This window comes from Streptomyces sp. NPDC102451 (assembly GCF_044765485.1).
Classification (GTDB): Bacteria; Actinomycetota; Actinomycetes; order Streptomycetales; family Streptomycetaceae; genus Streptomyces.
In genome coordinates this window covers 76,145-90,373 of record NZ_JBIWKD010000007.1, presented here as the reverse complement: position 1 = coordinate 90,373, position 14,229 = coordinate 76,145, and the positions used below count along the sequence as shown (strand labels likewise).

The window sequence follows — 14,229 nt, the reverse complement described above, 5'->3', positions numbered from 1 at the left end:
CGGCTCAGCCGCCACCGGACTGGAGGCCGGGCGCCTTCGGGTGCTTGGCCTTCTTCGGCTGTACGGAGGTGTCGGACCGCTCGTCCGAGGTGCCCGACGGCCGGTCGGCAGGCCCGGCTTCGGGCTGGTCCGAGCCGGTGTCGCGAGAGCCCATCGGGCCCCGTTCCTCCTGCGGCTCCTCCTGGACCGCGCTGTTCTTCTCCGGTGTGTCCGCCATGGGGTGCTCCTCACTCACATCTCTCGGGCCGGGATTCACATGGAACGGATGCGCAGGTAGCGGCGGATGTCGGGGATCGACCTGATCCCGACGCCCACGGCGACGGCTGCCACGGCCGCCCCCAGGACGGCGGTGACGAAGCCCAGGTTCTTCACGATCGGTTCTCCTCTCGGTACGGCGCCGACTCCTCGACGCTCAGGGGTGTCAGCTCGTCGGGCGCGAAGTAGAAGTAGCGGCCGTACCAGTCGTGCAGGTCGGACGCCGGGTCGTCGACGAGGACCAGCGCGATGTGCGTACCGCCGTCCACGTCCGCGAGCACCGCGGTCACCCGGGCCACCTGGCCGGCGAAGAACAGGTCCTGTGCGTCCGCCCGCCGGGAGGGATGGACGCGGACCAGGCTGCCCTTGGCCACCCGCACCCCGTCGATGACCACGGCGTCGGTCTCCGGCCGGACCGATGCGTCGGCCGCCGGATCCCACCAGGGCGCGCCCGCGGTGTCGAAGGCGGCGGGCTCCACGTCCCGCACATCGCCGGGCGGACCCACGGGAGCCGACGGCTGCGGGGCGTGAGGATCGCGCAAGAGGCCGTGCAACTGCTGGAGTTCGGCGGGCGACATCCCGTCGCACCGGTCGATGATCTCCCTGGCCCGGGGGTCGGTGGCGCGGGCCTCCGCCTTCTCCTCCTCCGTCATGGTCATCACACGGAGGGTCAGGATCTCGTCGATCTCGGTCGAGTCGAACAGGGCGCCCGGGCTCTGCTCGGCGACCTCCGGGTAGTCGTACAGGATGATCGGGGCGCCGAGCAGGGTGTCCGTCGTGCCCCTCGGGCCGGCCAGCACGGGCCAGCACCTGTGCTGCCGGCACCGTCCGGCTGCCGCCGCCGCTTCGGCGGGCGGTTCGAGCAGCGAGACGAACTCGGCGTCGTGGGCGCTGAGGAGCAGATGCGCCCCGATCAGGGACGCCCGGATCGCGGAGTCCTTGGTGTCCGCCGGTTCCGGGTGCTCGTTGGTGACGCCCACTGTCAGGCGTACGTAGCCGTCGTCCATGACGGCATGCGTACGGATGCGGACCGCCAGCGGCAGCCGCCGGCGGACGATCCTGCCCACCACCGTGCCCCGCGCGTCGGTCACCGGCTCGGACTCCTCGCCGCCCGCCACCTCGTACACGGAGTCGGCGGGTTCGTCCAACGGCAGTGCGGCCAGCACGACTTCCTGCTCCACCGCCTCGTCCCAGGACATCACCGACGCACCGTCGACGGTGAGTTGGTCCACCGGCACCTCGATGCCGTCCTCGCCGATGCTCCGTACCTCGCGGACCTGGAGCTGGAGGAAGCGCAGATGGACGGTGACGGCCGCCGGGCCGTCCCCCGGTGCCAGCAGGCACTGCGTCTCCATCCCGGGCTCCTCGCCGAAACTCGCCGCCGCGGCGTGCGGGGGCCCGAGGACGCCGAACTGCCAGCGCGAGCGGTTCTTGTGCGAGCTCGCGCGGTACGGGTAGAGGAGGTACCCCTCGTACAGCACGGCGTCGGCGATCGTGCGCACCTGGTCAAGACTCACAAGGCCACCCCGTCGTGCTCGGCCAGGAGGGCCTGGACCGTCTCGTCCCAGCTGATCAGCCCGCGCCGGGCCCGGAAGTCCGCGAAGCGCGCGAGCACGTCGTGGTCCAGCCTGATCCAGCCGGCGTTCGGGAAGTGCGACGCCATCATGTGCCGCCACACCGCGACCGGCATCGGATACCGGGCCTCGCAGTCCCACGGCACCTGCTCGACCCCGAAGCCCTTGCTGCCCCGGGTGAAGACCGTGCCCGAGAACATCAGGGCGAGCGGCACCGAACCCTCGCCCAGGGCGTGCAGATAGCGGGAGCCGACCACATCGAAGTCGTACGTGCAGGGCAGGGCGAGGTCGACCTCGGTGGCGTCCGTGAACCCCTGCACCGTCGTGTCGCAGCTCATCCACCGGAACGGCTTCAAGGTGTCCGTCCAGCGCTCCCGCCCGCCGAACAGGGCCTGAAGACCGCTCTGTTCGGCATCGTCGTAGTGGCGCCGCTGCGGCTCGATGCGCACCTGGCAGTGCAGGGCGACGGCGTGGACCCGCAGCCCCGTCCGTTCCTCGATCCGCAGCCGTGCCGTCAACTGCGGCGCGGCCGCGTACGGGTCGGCGGCGATGTCGAGCACGGAGAACGCGAAGTCGCTCACGGCGCCCCGATCCCGGCGGCGGGCCGGCTGCGGTCCGCCACCTGTGCGAAGAAGGCGTCCATCGCGGCCCGCGCCTCCGACCCTCCGTCGAACCCGCGCCACAGCGTGCGCAGTCGGCCCACCAGCTCGTAACAGGCGTCGATCGGCACCAGATGGCACGAGCCGCCGCCGTCCGTGGTGCGCCGGATCAGCAGGGCCTCGACATCGGGGCGCAGCACGGCGAGCTCCGGGCTCGCCTCGACGACGGCCGCCCAGGCGTCCAGCGGCAGTTCCGACTCGGTGGCCCCGGCGGGGCCCGGATAGAACGCCACCATGCGGTCCTGGACGGAATTGCGGAACAGGAAGGCGAGCCCCACGGGAATCTGCAACTCGTCCCAGGCCCGCCCGTCCACGGTCAGCCCGGCGAAGTGCAGATAGCGCTCGGGGACCGCCCGGTAGCGCAACTCCGCGCTTTCGTCCGTGAACAGCAGATAGCAGGCCCGGCAGCCGCACATCAGCGCACGGCTGTCGAGGTTCACCACATGGGGGTGGCTCTCACCGATCGGCTCCGCGCACATCTCGCAGCGCTCACCGGCGGCCGGCCGCGGCCGGTTGCGGGTGAGGCGCAGCAGGGCGGCCGCCGGGGAGGCGGAGCGTCCGGCCGCGATCACCGCGCCACTGCCGCGGGCACCGAGACGGAGACCGAGCCACCGTCCACCAGCAGGGGCAGCGGGGCCAGATGCCCGCCGTCCTCGTCGAGGCAGACCCCGGCCCCCCGTACGTTGTAGTGCGCACGGCAGCCGGCGCAGCGCAGGACCGCGTCACCGGAACCCCCGCCGAGCCGCCGCGCCAGCGTGGCCCCCTCGAACGGCCGCTCGCAGCGCGCGCACCGGTCCTCGAAGGCGAAGAGATCCGCACCCACCCGGCAGGCCACCACCGGCATCCTGCCGACCTCGACCCGGGCCACGGATCCGGACTCCAGCCCGGACAGCTCCGGCACGGCCTCCCACGACGCGCCGTCGGTGACCGGCGCGGCATCCGTGTGCAGCCGGGCGAACAGCGAGTCCACCGGCACCAGCGGCCCCGCCGCCCCGGCGTCCTCGTCCTCCGCCGTCTCGACCTCGATCGAGGTGATCTCCGGCGCCGCCGCCTCCACCGCGCCCTGCACGGCCAGCTTGAGCGTGACCGAGGAGGACGGGCAGCCGTCGCAGCTGCCCAGCAGCCGCAGTCTGACGGTGCCCTCGCCGGTGACGTCGAGCAGCTCCACATCGCCGCCGTGCGACCCCAGATACGGCCGCACACTCTCCAGCGCCTGTTCGACGCGGGTCTCCACGCCGTACGGATGCAGCCCGTGCACCAGCAGCACGCTGGCCACCAGCTCGTCGCCGGCCAGCGCGGCCAGGACGTCGTCGTCCAGCCGCCCCTGCTCGTGCACCAGGTCCAGCAGCCGTTCGAGCCCCGCGCCGTAGAAGTCGACGACGAGCCGGACCAGTTCCTCGCTGCGCTCACGGGCGACCGCGCCGCCCGCGCCGCTGGCCGCGATCAGGGTGTCGATCCGTTCACCGGTCGCCCGCCAGTCGGGCGCGGCCGGCCGCTCCTCCTGCGCCATCACTCACTGCCCGCGGACTGGGTGGGGGAGTGCAGGAGTTCCAGCTTCTTGCCCTCGCCGAGATACATGTGCACACCGCACGGCAGACAGGGGTCGAAGCTGCGCACCGTACGCATGATGTCGATGCCCTTGAAGTTCTCCCGGTCGTTCTCCTCGAAGATCGGCTGGCCCTGCACGGCGTCCTCGTACGGACCGGGGGTGCCGTACGTGTCACGGGGGCTCGCGTTCCACGGGGTCGGCGGATACGGGTGGTAGTTGGCGATCTTGCCGTCCCGGATCACCATGTGGTGGGAGAGGACACCGCGCACCGCCTCGGTGAACCCGCAGCCCACAGCCTCCTCGGGGACCTCGAACTTCTCCCAGGTCTTGGTGTTCCCGGACCGGATCTCCACGAGCGCCTTCTCCGCGAAGTGCAGTGCGCAGGCGGCCGCGTAGGCCTGGAAGTAGGTGCGCGCGCGGTTGCGCTCGATGGTGTTGCTCCACTTCGGGACGTGCCACTCCAGCTCCACCGGCCCCTTGAGGGCGGTCTTGGGGAGGTTGATCCTGACGCTGTGGCCGGTGGCCTGGATGTAGCCGATGTCGACCAGCCCGGCCAGCGCGGTGGTCCACAGCCGGGCCAGCGGCCCGCCGCCGGTGTCGAGGGCGAGGTAGTCCTTGCCGTCGAACCACCTCGGTGACATCACCCAGCTGTACTTGTCGTCCAGGTCCCGCTTCTGCGGCTGCGGGTTGGTGTGCTGGTTCCACGGGTGGCGGCGGTCGACCGGGTTGCCGAGCGGGTCGTGGGAGACGAACGTCTCCTGCTCGTCCCAGTCGTTGTAGTACGACGAACCGAGCAGGATCCGGATGCCGAGGTTGATCTTCACCAGGTCGGTGGTGACCAGCTTCCCGTCCACGACCACACCGGGGGTGACGTACATCTTCCGTCCCCAGTCCGTCATGTCCTTGTACTCGAAGTTGCAGTGCTCCGGGTCCTGGAAGGAGCCCCAGCAGCCCAGCAGGATCCGCCGGTTTCCGACCTGCTCGTATCCCGGCAGGGCTTCGTAGAAGAAGTCGAAGAGGTCGTCGTGCATCGGCACGACCTTCTTCATGAACTCGACGTACCGCTGGAGCCTGGTGATGTAGTCCGTCATCAGCTGGATGGTCGCCACGGTTCCGACGCCGCCCGGATAGAGCGTGGAGGGGTGGACGTGCCGGCCCTCCATCAGGCAGAACATCTCCCGGGTCATCCGGCTGACCTGGAGCGCCTCGCGGTAGAACTCGCCGGTGAACGGGTTCAGCGACCGCATGATGTCGCCGATGGTCCTGTAGCCGTGTGCCTCGGCGTGCGGGGAGGGGGTGCGGTTGGCCTGCTCCAGCACCCCTGGGTTGGTCTCCGCGACCATCTTCTCGCAGTAGTCGACCCCGACCAGGTTCTCCTGGAAGATGTTGTGGTCGAACATGTACTCCGCGGCCTCGCCGAGATTCACGATCCATTCGCCGAGGTGCGGAGGCTTCACCCCGTACGCCATGTTCTGCGCGTAGCAGGAACACGTGGCGTGGTTGTCACCGCAGATTCCGCAGATGCGACTCGTGATGAAGTGCGCGTCCCGCGGATCCTTTCCCTTCATGAAGACCGAATAGCCGCGGAAGATGGAGCTGGTGCTATGACACTCGGCCACCACTTTCTGCTTGAAGTCGATCTTCGTGTAGATGCCCAGGCTGCCGACGATCCGGGTAATGGGATCCCACGCCATTTCGACCAGGTCGTTCGTGCCCCGGCCTCCTCCGGCGCCCTTGTGCTGCGTCGCGGTCATGTGTGCCGCCTCATCTTTCTGTCCGTCGCGGTGTTCAGCGGTCACTTACCAGGTGCGTGTGGCGCCGGTCTTGAGTTCCTTGCCGGGCCTACGCCATTTCGGTTCGCGGTCCAGGGTGTGGGTGGTGATGTGACGCAGGCGCCGCATCGTCGACCCGTACAGCCCGACCGTGTTGGTCGAGAGCTTTCCGCCGGGGGGCTCGTCCATGAACGGCATGAACTTGTCCGGGAACCCCGGCATGGTGCAGCCGATGCAGATGCCGCCGACATTGGGGCAGCCGCCGATGCCGTTCATCCAGCCGCGCTTGGGCACGTTGCACTTGACCGCGGGACCCCAGCAGCCGAGCTTGACGATGCACTTCGGCGAGCCGTACTCCGTCGCGAAGTCGGCCTGCTCGTAGTACCCGGCCCGGTCACAGCCCTCGTGGACCGTCGACCCGAAGAGCCAGGTCGGCCGCAGCGCGTCGTCCAGCGGAATCATCGGTGCCTGCTCGGTGGCCATGTAGAGCAGGTAGGTGAGCGTCTCCGACAGGTTGTCCGGCTGGATCGGGCACCCGGGGACGCACACGATCGGGATGCCGGCCTTGGACTTCCAGTCCCAGCCGAGGTAGTCGGGGACGCCCATCGCACCGGTCGGGTTGCCCGCCATGGCATGGATGCCGCCGTACGTCGCACACGTACCCACCGCGACGATCGCCGTGGCCTTCGGGGCCAGACGGTCGAGCCATTCGCTGGTGGTCATCGGCTGCCCGGTGGCGGGATCGTTGCCGAACCCGCACCAGTACCCCTCGTCGTGCAACCGCTCGTTCGGAATGGATCCCTCGACTACCAGGACGAACGGCTCCAGCTCCCCGCGATCGGCCTTGAAGAACCATTCGAGGAAATCGTCGGCACCGCCGTTCGGGCCGCACTCGAAATCGATGAGAGGCCAATGGACAGCGACCTTGGGGAGGCCCGGCAGTGCGCCGAGCGCGATCTCCTCGATGCTCGGCTGAGTGGCAGCAGTCAGAGAGACGGAATCGCCGTCACAGCTGAGTCCTGCGTTGATCCACAGAACATGGATCAGTGTGTCCTCGGCCTTTACTGCTTCCTTCGTCGGCATGGCGGTGCCGCCTTTCGGGATGACGGCCTACCGGCCATCGGCCCCCACAGATGGGTTCGCGCACATTGGTACCATCAGGCCTCGGATCACGTGCTCCGGCAACACGGATGATTCATCGCTCTGCCTCTGGTATTCGGGTGCCGAACGGCCGCACACGATGAGCCGGTCGGGTGATCCGGCCGGGACATCGGTCCGGTCGGAAGGCGTTACGCGCCTGCCGTGGCCCTACGGTCGGAGGCACCCGCGGGAGAACGAGGCACCGGTGCACGAGCTGGCAATCACACAGAGCGTCGTCGACTCGGTGTGCGAACGAGCCGCGGGGCGTCCGGTCCACTCGGTCCGTGTCCGTGTCGGCGTGCTCACCGCCGTGGTGCCCGACTCGATGCAGTTCTGCTTCGGCCTGGTCGCCGAGGGAACGGTCGCCGCGGGGGCGCGGCTGGAGATCGACCAGCCGCCCGGGTCCGGCCGCTGCCGCACCTGTGCCATCGAGTTCACCCTGACCGACCTGATTCTGCTGTGTCCCTGCGGCAGCGCGGATGTGGAGATCACATCGGGACAGGAACTGCAGATCGTTTCCATGAAAGTGGGCTGACCCATGTGTGGTACCTGCGGCTGTTCCGGGGAGTCCGGCGGGACCAGGGTCGTGATGCTGCGGCCGGACGATGCACCCGTTCACACCCATCCGCATCCGCACACCCATCCGCACGGGACTCCTCCGTCGGACGACGCCGGCGAGACCGTCACCATCGAGCAGAAGGTGCTCGCCAAGAACGACCTCCTCGCGGAGCGCAACCGGACGTGGATGTCCGGCCGCGGTGTGGTGGCCGTGAACATGATGAGCTCACCGGGCGCCGGCAAGACCACCCTGCTCGAACGCACCATCGGCGACCTCGACGGCCGCCGGCCCGTGGCCGTCGTCGAGGGGGATCAGGAGACCGGGCTCGACGCCGACCGGATCAGGCGCACGGGCTGCGCCGTGGTGCAGGTGAACACCGGGGCGGGATGCCATCTGGACGCGGAGATGATGCGGGACGCCCTCACTGCGCTGTCCCCGGCCGAGGACTCACTGCTCATGGTCGAGAACGTCGGCAACCTGGTGTGCCCCGCCCTGTTCGACCTGGGGGAACGCGCCAAGGTGGTGATCATCTCGGTCACCGAGGGTACGGACAAGCCACTCAAGTACCCGTACATGTTCGCCGCCGCCGACCTGATCCTGATCAACAAGGCCGATCTGCTGCCCTACGTGGACTTCGACGTCGAACAGTGCGCGCGGCACGCGCGCTCGGTGAATCCGGACGTGCGCGTGCTGACGGTCTCCGCGACCACCGGGGAGAACATGGCCCAGTGGTACGACTGGCTGACGGAACAGCGGTAGCCGGTCACCCGGTGCCCCCCCTCGCGACCGTACGACCGCTGGAGGCCACCGGCTTCCGCGGCGGCCTCCAGCCCTCACGTCAGAGCGCGGGGTCGAGTTCCGGGGCCAGCAGTTCCGTGATCGTCTGGCGGCGGCGGATCAGCCTGGTCTCGTCGCCGTCCACCAGGACCTCGGGGATGAGCGGCCGGGAGTTGTAGTTCGACGACATGCTCGCGCCGTACGCCCCGGTGTCGTGGAACACGACCAGGTCGCCGACCTCGGTGCGGGGCAGCGGCACCGGCTCCACGTCGCCGCCCTCGACCTGGGTGAAGACGTCCCCCGACTCGCAGAGGGGACCGGCCAGGACCGTGTCGCGGGCGTCCCGGTCGCAGAGGGTGCCGTCGGCGCCCAGGATCGAGACGCGGTGGTTGCTGCCGTACATCGCGGGCCGCATCAGGTCGTTGAACCCGGCGTCCACCAGGACGAAGTAGTTGCTGCCCACGGGCTTCTGGGCGCGGACCTCGGCGGCCAGCACACCCGAGCCCGCCACCAGGAAGCGGCCGGGCTCGATCTCCAGACGGACCGGGTGGCCGAGCTCGGAGACGAGCTCCTGGCGGGCCGCGTCCCAGAGCTCGAAGTAGCGGTCGGTGTCGATCTCCGGGTCGCCCGGCGCGTACGGCACGGAGAGTCCCCCGCCGGCCGAGATGGCCCGGATGTCACGCCCGGCCATCCTGACCTGCTTGACCATGGTCTCGCAGACCGACTCCAGATGGCTGTAGTCCACCCCGGAGCCGATGTGCATGTGCAGGCCGACGAGGTCGAGCCCGTGCCGGTCGACCAGCGCGAGGCTCTCCTCCAGGTGCTCGTGCCAGATGCCGTGCTTGCTGTGCTCCCCACCGGTGTTGGTCTTGCGGCTGTGCCCGTGCCCGAAGCCCGGGTTGACCCGGATCCACACCGGGTGGCCGGGGGAAGCGGCACCCACCTGGTCGAGCATCTGCGGGGAGCCGGCGTTGACCGGGATCCCCAGCTCGACGACCCGGCGCAGTGTGGAGCGGTTCAGCAGGTCCGCGGTGAAGACGATCGGCTCGTCGGCTCCCTCGACCCGGTAGCCGGCCGCGAGCGCCCGCTCGATCTCACCCTCCGACACGGCGTCGACCAGTACGCCCTCCTCGCGCATCAGGCGCAGGATGTGCACGTTCGAGCAGGCCTTCTGGGCGAAGCGGATGACGTCGAAGCGGCGCAGCCGGTCGATCTGCGCGCGGATCGTCCCGGCGTCGTACGCCCACAGCGGGGTGCCGTGCTCCGCGACCGCGCCCGCGAGCCGGGGCCCGTCGAGGGGGCCGGGCAACGCGCCCGTACGGGGCGGAGCGGCGGGGGAAGAGGAGGATACGGAGGTCATGGTCAGTCCTTCTCACCGATCATCAGGGCAACGCCGAGATCCTCTTCCAAACGGCGCAGGATCCGCTCGGCCGTCCGTACCACGGACGGATGGTCCGGGCCGCGCAGCATGAAACGGGCCACGATCTGCCCCGCGGAGACCTGCCCGCCCGGCCCCGTGCCGTAGCTGTCGAAGCCGACGACCTCCAGGACCCCGGGTTCGTCGGCGATCCACTCCAGCGACGCCCCGGCCGCGAGGGTGCCGCCGTCGCGGGCCATCACCTTGCGCCCGCCGACACAGCCGTCGAGCGCGCCGGGCAGTGCCACCTCGGCGCCCGGCTCCAGAATGCTCAGCAGGCCGGAGAAGATGTCCGTGCCGGTGGCGTGCCGGTAGATGGTGGGCAGCGCGCCGCCCATCACCCGTGGGTTGACCTCCACCAGGACCGGTCCGCGCTCGGTGACCATGATCTCCATGTGGAACACGCCCAGGTCCAGGCCGATCGCCCGGCAGACGTCGATCGCGTACGCGACGCAGGCGGCGGACCCGTCGTCGGGGAGGTGCGCGGGGATGTACGAACCCAGCTCCACCACCTCGTCCTCCGCCCAGCGGAACCGTCCGGAGACCGCGAACGGGTAGAACTCCCCGTCCCTCGCGCCCAGTTCGACCGAGACCAGGGTGCCGACCAGATACTCCTCGACGAGGACGCCACGGGTGAACTGTTCGTGCCACTGCGCGGGCACGGCGTCCAGGCCGGTCAGCACGGCCCGGCAGCCGGCTGCCGCCTCGGCGGCGTTCGTGGCCACGCAGGAGAGCAGACTGTCCGCGCCCGACGGCGGCTTGAGGATCACCGGGTAGCCGATCTCCTCGGCCGCGGCCAGCACCTCCTCCTCGGTCCCGGCCAGGGCGTACCGCGCGGAGGCCAGTCCCGCCTTCTCCAGGGCCGCCCGGCACCGGTCCTTGCGGCGGGCGGTGAGTACGGCGTCGGTCGCCGTGCCCCGCAGACCGAGCTCCCGGCAGGCGAGCGCCACGGCCTCGGCGCTCAGCTCCAGTTGCCCGGTGACGACGTCGATGGGGTCCACGGCGTGACGGGCCGCGAGCACCCGGGTGACGGTCCCGGCGTCGGTGGTCACCAAGCCGTCGACCAGGTGGTCCACGGACCCGACGATCCGCAGGTTCCTCTCGGTGGGCGGGTAGAAGGGCTCGGCGGACTGGAGGTAGGTGACCCGGTGGCCGGCCTCCTTGGCCAGCCGGATCGCTTCGAGTGCGGCGGGGTTCGAGTCGACGAACGCGATGTGCATGGTTCTGCCTTGCGGTCGGTTGCGGGGGGGACTGGGCGGCGGGGAGGCCGCTCAGAGGGGAACGGGGAGGAGGCCGGACAGTACCGGGACGGTGCCCGGACCGGCATCGGCGTACCGGGCCTCGATCACGGACGCCAGGCCGGGCACCAGCGGCGCGGCCTCGGAGGCGAGGACACGCAGGCCGGAGACGGCGAGCCCGGGATCCTCGGCCGCCCTGGCGGCGAGCAGCGCGAGCAGGTTCGCCGTCGTCTCCGCGGCCTGGCGCATCGAGAACGTCTCCAGCGTGTACGCCCGCCGCATCCGGTCCCGGTAGCGGTCCAGGAGCGCCTCGGTCCCGGGCCGGACGGTGACGGGCCGTCCGGTGTGCGGGGCCAGCGCCGTGGCGACCTCCAGGAGCGGCTCGTGCAGCCGGGCGCGTACGGTCTCCAGGAAGCCGGCCTCGGTGAAGTCGGCCGGCTGGTGCTCCGGGTTGCCCAGCGCGAGGTGGAACCGCACGTTGTCCGGACCGTACTTGCCCACCAGGTCCCGGGCCCAGATCAGATGGCGCCGGCTGGTGGAGAACTTGGACCCGTCCAGGTGGTAGAACTCGTTGGTCACGATCGCCGTCGGCTCGATCAGTCCGCCGTGCGCGAGGGCCAGCCCGAGATGGGCGAACGAGAAGTAGAACGTGTTGTCGTAGCCGAGGAACTGCACGAGCTCGAAGCCCGATTCCCTGTCCCACACACCCGCGGGCGTCTCCGGGCTGCTGTTGGCCCTCGCGGCCTCCGCCATGTGCCGCAGCCCCGGCAGCATCTCGGCCCAGACGTTGATCACCTGGCCCTCGAAGCCGTCGATCCCGACCGGGATGCCCCACTCCGCCGGGTAGCTGACCGGGAAGTCGGGCAGCGGGCGGGACAGCATCTCGTCGACGAAGCGCAGCACGTGCGGGCGCATCGTCGCGCGCCGTCTGCTGTAGAAATCCGTGAACTGCTCGCGGTACTCCTCCAGCGGAAGGACCAGGATCTCCACCTGGCGCGGCTCCGTGGCGGAGTCCTTCCCGGCACCGGTGCTCCCGGCGAAGAGCAGTGAGCCCGCGTCGTTGGGATGCCCGCAGTTCTCGCAGATCGCGCCGCAGGTGCCGACCAGGCACTCGGGGCAGTACCCGGTGGCGAACGCCTCCAGGAGGTAGCGCCCGGTCTCCGCGCAGTACGGGAACGTCCAGGTGCGGGGCACGAGCCTGCCCGCGCGGTACAGCCCGGCGAAGAACTCCCGTATCCCGTCGCGGTAGGCGTCGTCCGGGCGGGTGAACGCGTCGATGGCGATGTCGGCGAGCTCCAGCGTCCCGGTGATCTCGTCGTTGCACCGGGCGGCGAGCTCGGCCGGGTCGAGGCCCAGGCGCTGCGCCGTGGTGACCACGTACGTCTGGTGGTCGTCGCCCCCGGACGCGTACAGCGCGGTGTGGCCCAGCATCCGCTGCGCGCGGCTGAAGACGTCGGCGCCCAGGTACGGGCCGGAGAGGTGGCCCACGTGCAGGTCGCCGTTGGTGGTCGGGGGAGTGGCGGTGACCAGGAAACGGCGCGGTGTCGTCGTCATCGGTTCTCCTCTGGGGACCCGGCGGTCTCGGGCTTCCCGCCGAGCGGCCCGAGGGACCAGACCGACACGAGCTCCAGCTCCTCGGTGTCCGAGCCGTTCTCGAAGTGGTGCGTCCGGTACGAGCCCACCACCAGGGCGTCACCGGCCGCGATGTCCGTACGCTCCCCGTCGACCTCGACCCGGCCGCTGCCGCGCACCACGTAGAACTGCTCGTGGTCCTCGTGGGAGTGCGGGGTGGTCGCCGCGCCGGGCGCGACCGTACAGACGCCCATGCCGGTGTCCGAGGGCCCGCTGGACTGCCAGGGCAGGATGCGCCGGAACGCGCAGCCGTACTCGTCCTGGGTGACGGCTTCCCGCCGTCGCTGGATCTGGATGCCGCTCACGCGTGGACTCCTTCGAGAAGAGGGGCGGAAGGGGTGGGAAGGGCCGGGGTGTCCAGCACCGCGTCGAGGATGTCCCCGGCGCGGTGGGCGAGAAGGGAGAGCAGCGTACTTGTCAGGCCGTGGGTGTGCTCGGCGGCGCCGTGCAGGAAGATCCGCGGGGCGAACCCCTCGGCGGTCCTTACCGCGTAGTCACGGTCGACGAGCAGCTCGCCGTCCGCGCCCTTGAGCAGATACGGGTCGACACCGGCCAGCAGGCCGCGCGCCTCCCGGAAGTCGTAACCGGTGGCCAGCACGACCGCGTCGTACCGCTCGGTGCGGGCCGTGCCGGAGAGGAGGTCGCGCACGGTGGCGGCGGCCAGGTCGCCCTCGGCGTCCGCCCCGGCCAGCTCGGTGAACCGGTGGAGCCGGAGCCGCTCCCCGCCGTGCACCCGCTGGTCGTAGAGCAGTTCGGCGACGGCGCTGATGTCCTCGTCGTCGACGGCCGCGTAGTTGGTGGCCTTGAGGTCGGTGAGGATGGCGCGGCGGCGCGCGGAATCGGCGCCGTGGAACAGATCGACCGACGCAGGGTCGAAGATGGCGTTGGCCAGCGCACTGCTGTTGGCCGGCATCAGGGCGAAACCGCGGTGCGCCAGGGTCACCTCGGCCGCCGGGAACTCGCCCGCCAGGTACTGGAAGATCTCCGCGGCACTCTGCCCGGCGCCCACCACCAGGAAGCGGTACGGGAGTTCACGGCCACGGTCGTGGAAGGACCGGACACGGCCGAGGAAGGAACTGCTGTGGAAGACGGTGCCGTTCTCCAGAGTGCGCGGGTCGACGCCGGGCGGGACGACCGGTGTACCGCCGGGGGCCAGGGAGACATGGCCGGCCGAGACGGTGTGCCGGCCGCCGTCCGGGCCGCGGTGGTCCACCTCCAGCCGGGTGACCTCCCCGTCGGGACCGGTCACCGGGCGGATCCGCTCGGCGGTGGCGCCGTAGGTGACGTACGGGGCGAGCCGCCCGGCCGCCCAGCGGAAGTAGTCCACGTACTCCCGGCGGGTCGGGTTGAGCGTGCCGAGGTTGAGGAATGGCTCCAGCCTGCCCTTGGACACCAGGTAGTTGACGAAGCTGTACGGACTGGTCGGGTCCCGGGGCGTCACCAAGTCCTTCAGGAAGGCGACCTGCATCCGGGCACCGGGCAGCAGCATGTCCGGGTGCCAGGAGAAGGTGTCCCTGGACTCCAGGAAGTGCAGCCCGGTCCCGGCGGCCGCCGCTCCGGCGGACGCGTGCAGTGCGCTCAGGGACAGGTGCGAGGGGCCGAAGCCGATGCCCAGGAGCTGGTGGTGCGGGTGTCCCCCGGGGGAGGCACTGGTCAT

Annotated in this window: 15 protein-coding genes; 2 read left to right on the top strand and 13 right to left on the bottom strand. The window is 70.4% G+C overall.

Going from position 1 to position 14,229, the window contains the following annotated elements; genetic code table 11:
- Positions 1-4 precede the first annotated feature (4 nt).
- From ACIRD8_RS18080 to ACIRD8_RS18045, 8 genes are read right to left on the bottom strand one after another with little or no spacing between them, the layout of a single operon-like run.
- Positions 5-217, bottom strand: coding sequence for a hypothetical protein (locus ACIRD8_RS18080; RefSeq protein WP_403992060.1), 213 nt, complete (start codon positions 215-217; stop codon positions 5-7).
- Positions 218-252: 35 nt separating this feature from the next.
- Positions 253-372, bottom strand: coding sequence for a DUF6893 family small protein (locus tag ACIRD8_RS18075; protein ID WP_403992057.1), 120 nt, complete (start codon positions 370-372; stop codon positions 253-255).
- Positions 369-1,772: a hypothetical protein gene (locus ACIRD8_RS18070; RefSeq protein ID WP_403992054.1), complete on the bottom strand. Its 1,404-nt coding sequence runs from the start codon at positions 1,770-1,772 to the stop codon at positions 369-371. The genes ACIRD8_RS18075 and ACIRD8_RS18070 overlap by 4 nt, the downstream gene beginning before the upstream one ends.
- Entirely contained in the window at positions 1,769-2,410 is a 642-nt protein-coding gene (locus tag ACIRD8_RS18065; RefSeq protein WP_403992051.1) for a DUF6084 family protein, read from the bottom strand. The genes ACIRD8_RS18070 and ACIRD8_RS18065 overlap by 4 nt, the downstream gene beginning before the upstream one ends.
- Positions 2,407-3,060, bottom strand: a complete 654-nt coding sequence (locus ACIRD8_RS18060; RefSeq protein ID WP_403992048.1) for a DUF5947 family protein — start codon at positions 3,058-3,060, stop codon at positions 2,407-2,409. Before ACIRD8_RS18060 ends, ACIRD8_RS18065 begins: the two co-directional genes overlap by 4 nt.
- Complete coding sequence (locus ACIRD8_RS18055; protein ID WP_403992046.1) at positions 3,057-3,998, bottom strand: NifU family protein; 942 nt, start codon at positions 3,996-3,998, stop codon at positions 3,057-3,059. The genes ACIRD8_RS18060 and ACIRD8_RS18055 overlap by 4 nt, the downstream gene beginning before the upstream one ends.
- On the bottom strand, positions 3,998-5,791 hold the full coding sequence (locus ACIRD8_RS18050) for a nickel-dependent hydrogenase large subunit (protein WP_403992043.1): 1,794 nt from the start codon (positions 5,789-5,791) through the stop codon (positions 3,998-4,000). Before ACIRD8_RS18050 ends, ACIRD8_RS18055 begins: the two co-directional genes overlap by 1 nt.
- A gap of 45 nt (positions 5,792-5,836) precedes the next feature.
- Complete coding sequence (locus ACIRD8_RS18045; protein ID WP_403992040.1) at positions 5,837-6,892, bottom strand: hydrogenase expression protein HypE; 1,056 nt, start codon at positions 6,890-6,892, stop codon at positions 5,837-5,839.
- Between the two features lie 262 nt (positions 6,893-7,154).
- Here ACIRD8_RS18045 and ACIRD8_RS18040 point away from each other — a divergent pair, with 262 nt between their 5' ends.
- Positions 7,155-7,484, top strand: coding sequence for a hydrogenase maturation nickel metallochaperone HypA (locus tag ACIRD8_RS18040; protein WP_403992037.1), 330 nt, complete (start codon positions 7,155-7,157; stop codon positions 7,482-7,484).
- Positions 7,485-7,538: 54 nt separating this feature from the next.
- Positions 7,539-8,267, top strand: a complete 729-nt coding sequence (gene hypB, locus ACIRD8_RS18035) for a hydrogenase nickel incorporation protein HypB (RefSeq protein ID WP_403992807.1) — start codon at positions 7,539-7,541, stop codon at positions 8,265-8,267.
- Positions 8,268-8,346: 79 nt separating this feature from the next.
- Here the strand turns inward: hypB and lysA are convergent, their stop codons facing one another.
- From lysA to ACIRD8_RS18010, 5 genes are read right to left on the bottom strand one after another with little or no spacing between them, the layout of a single operon-like run.
- A complete protein-coding gene (gene lysA, locus ACIRD8_RS18030; protein WP_403992034.1) occupies positions 8,347-9,645 on the bottom strand; it encodes a diaminopimelate decarboxylase in 1,299 nt (432 codons plus the stop codon).
- A gap of 2 nt (positions 9,646-9,647) precedes the next feature.
- Positions 9,648-10,922 (bottom strand): acetyl-CoA carboxylase biotin carboxylase subunit family protein, encoded by a 1,275-nt coding sequence (locus tag ACIRD8_RS18025; protein WP_403992031.1) that lies wholly within the window; start codon positions 10,920-10,922, stop codon positions 9,648-9,650.
- A gap of 51 nt (positions 10,923-10,973) precedes the next feature.
- Entirely contained in the window at positions 10,974-12,494 is a 1,521-nt protein-coding gene (locus ACIRD8_RS18020) for a class I tRNA ligase family protein (RefSeq protein ID WP_403992028.1), read from the bottom strand.
- Complete coding sequence (locus ACIRD8_RS18015) at positions 12,491-12,877, bottom strand: cupin domain-containing protein (RefSeq protein WP_403992025.1); 387 nt, start codon at positions 12,875-12,877, stop codon at positions 12,491-12,493. Before ACIRD8_RS18015 ends, ACIRD8_RS18020 begins: the two co-directional genes overlap by 4 nt.
- Positions 12,874-14,229 carry a lysine N(6)-hydroxylase/L-ornithine N(5)-oxygenase family protein gene (locus ACIRD8_RS18010; protein ID WP_403992022.1) on the bottom strand — a complete coding sequence of 452 codons (1,356 nt, stop codon included), beginning with the start codon at positions 14,227-14,229 and terminating at the stop codon, positions 12,874-12,876. Before ACIRD8_RS18010 ends, ACIRD8_RS18015 begins: the two co-directional genes overlap by 4 nt.

Excerpts from the sequence above, each read along its gene's own strand:
- ACIRD8_RS18080 (WP_403992060.1), bottom strand. The coding sequence starts at position 217 with ATGGCGGACACACCGGAGAAGAACAGCGCGGTCCAGGAGGAGCCGCAG.
- ACIRD8_RS18055 (WP_403992046.1), bottom strand. The coding sequence starts at position 3,998 with ATGGCGCAGGAGGAGCGGCCGGCCGCGCCCGACTGGCGGGCGACCGGT.
- ACIRD8_RS18050 (WP_403992043.1), bottom strand. The coding sequence starts at position 5,791 with ATGACCGCGACGCAGCACAAGGGCGCCGGAGGAGGCCGGGGCACGAAC.
- ACIRD8_RS18045 (WP_403992040.1), bottom strand. The coding sequence starts at position 6,892 with ATGCCGACGAAGGAAGCAGTAAAGGCCGAGGACACACTGATCCATGTT.
- hypB (WP_403992807.1), top strand. The coding sequence starts at position 7,539 with ATGCTGCGGCCGGACGATGCACCCGTTCACACCCATCCGCATCCGCAC.
- lysA (WP_403992034.1), bottom strand. The coding sequence starts at position 9,645 with ATGACCTCCGTATCCTCCTCTTCCCCCGCCGCTCCGCCCCGTACGGGC.
- ACIRD8_RS18025 (WP_403992031.1), bottom strand. The coding sequence starts at position 10,922 with ATGCACATCGCGTTCGTCGACTCGAACCCCGCCGCACTCGAAGCGATC.
- ACIRD8_RS18020 (WP_403992028.1), bottom strand. The coding sequence starts at position 12,494 with ATGACGACGACACCGCGCCGTTTCCTGGTCACCGCCACTCCCCCGACC.
- ACIRD8_RS18010 (WP_403992022.1), bottom strand. The coding sequence starts at position 14,229 with ATGACCAGTGCCTCCCCCGGGGGACACCCGCACCACCAGCTCCTGGGC.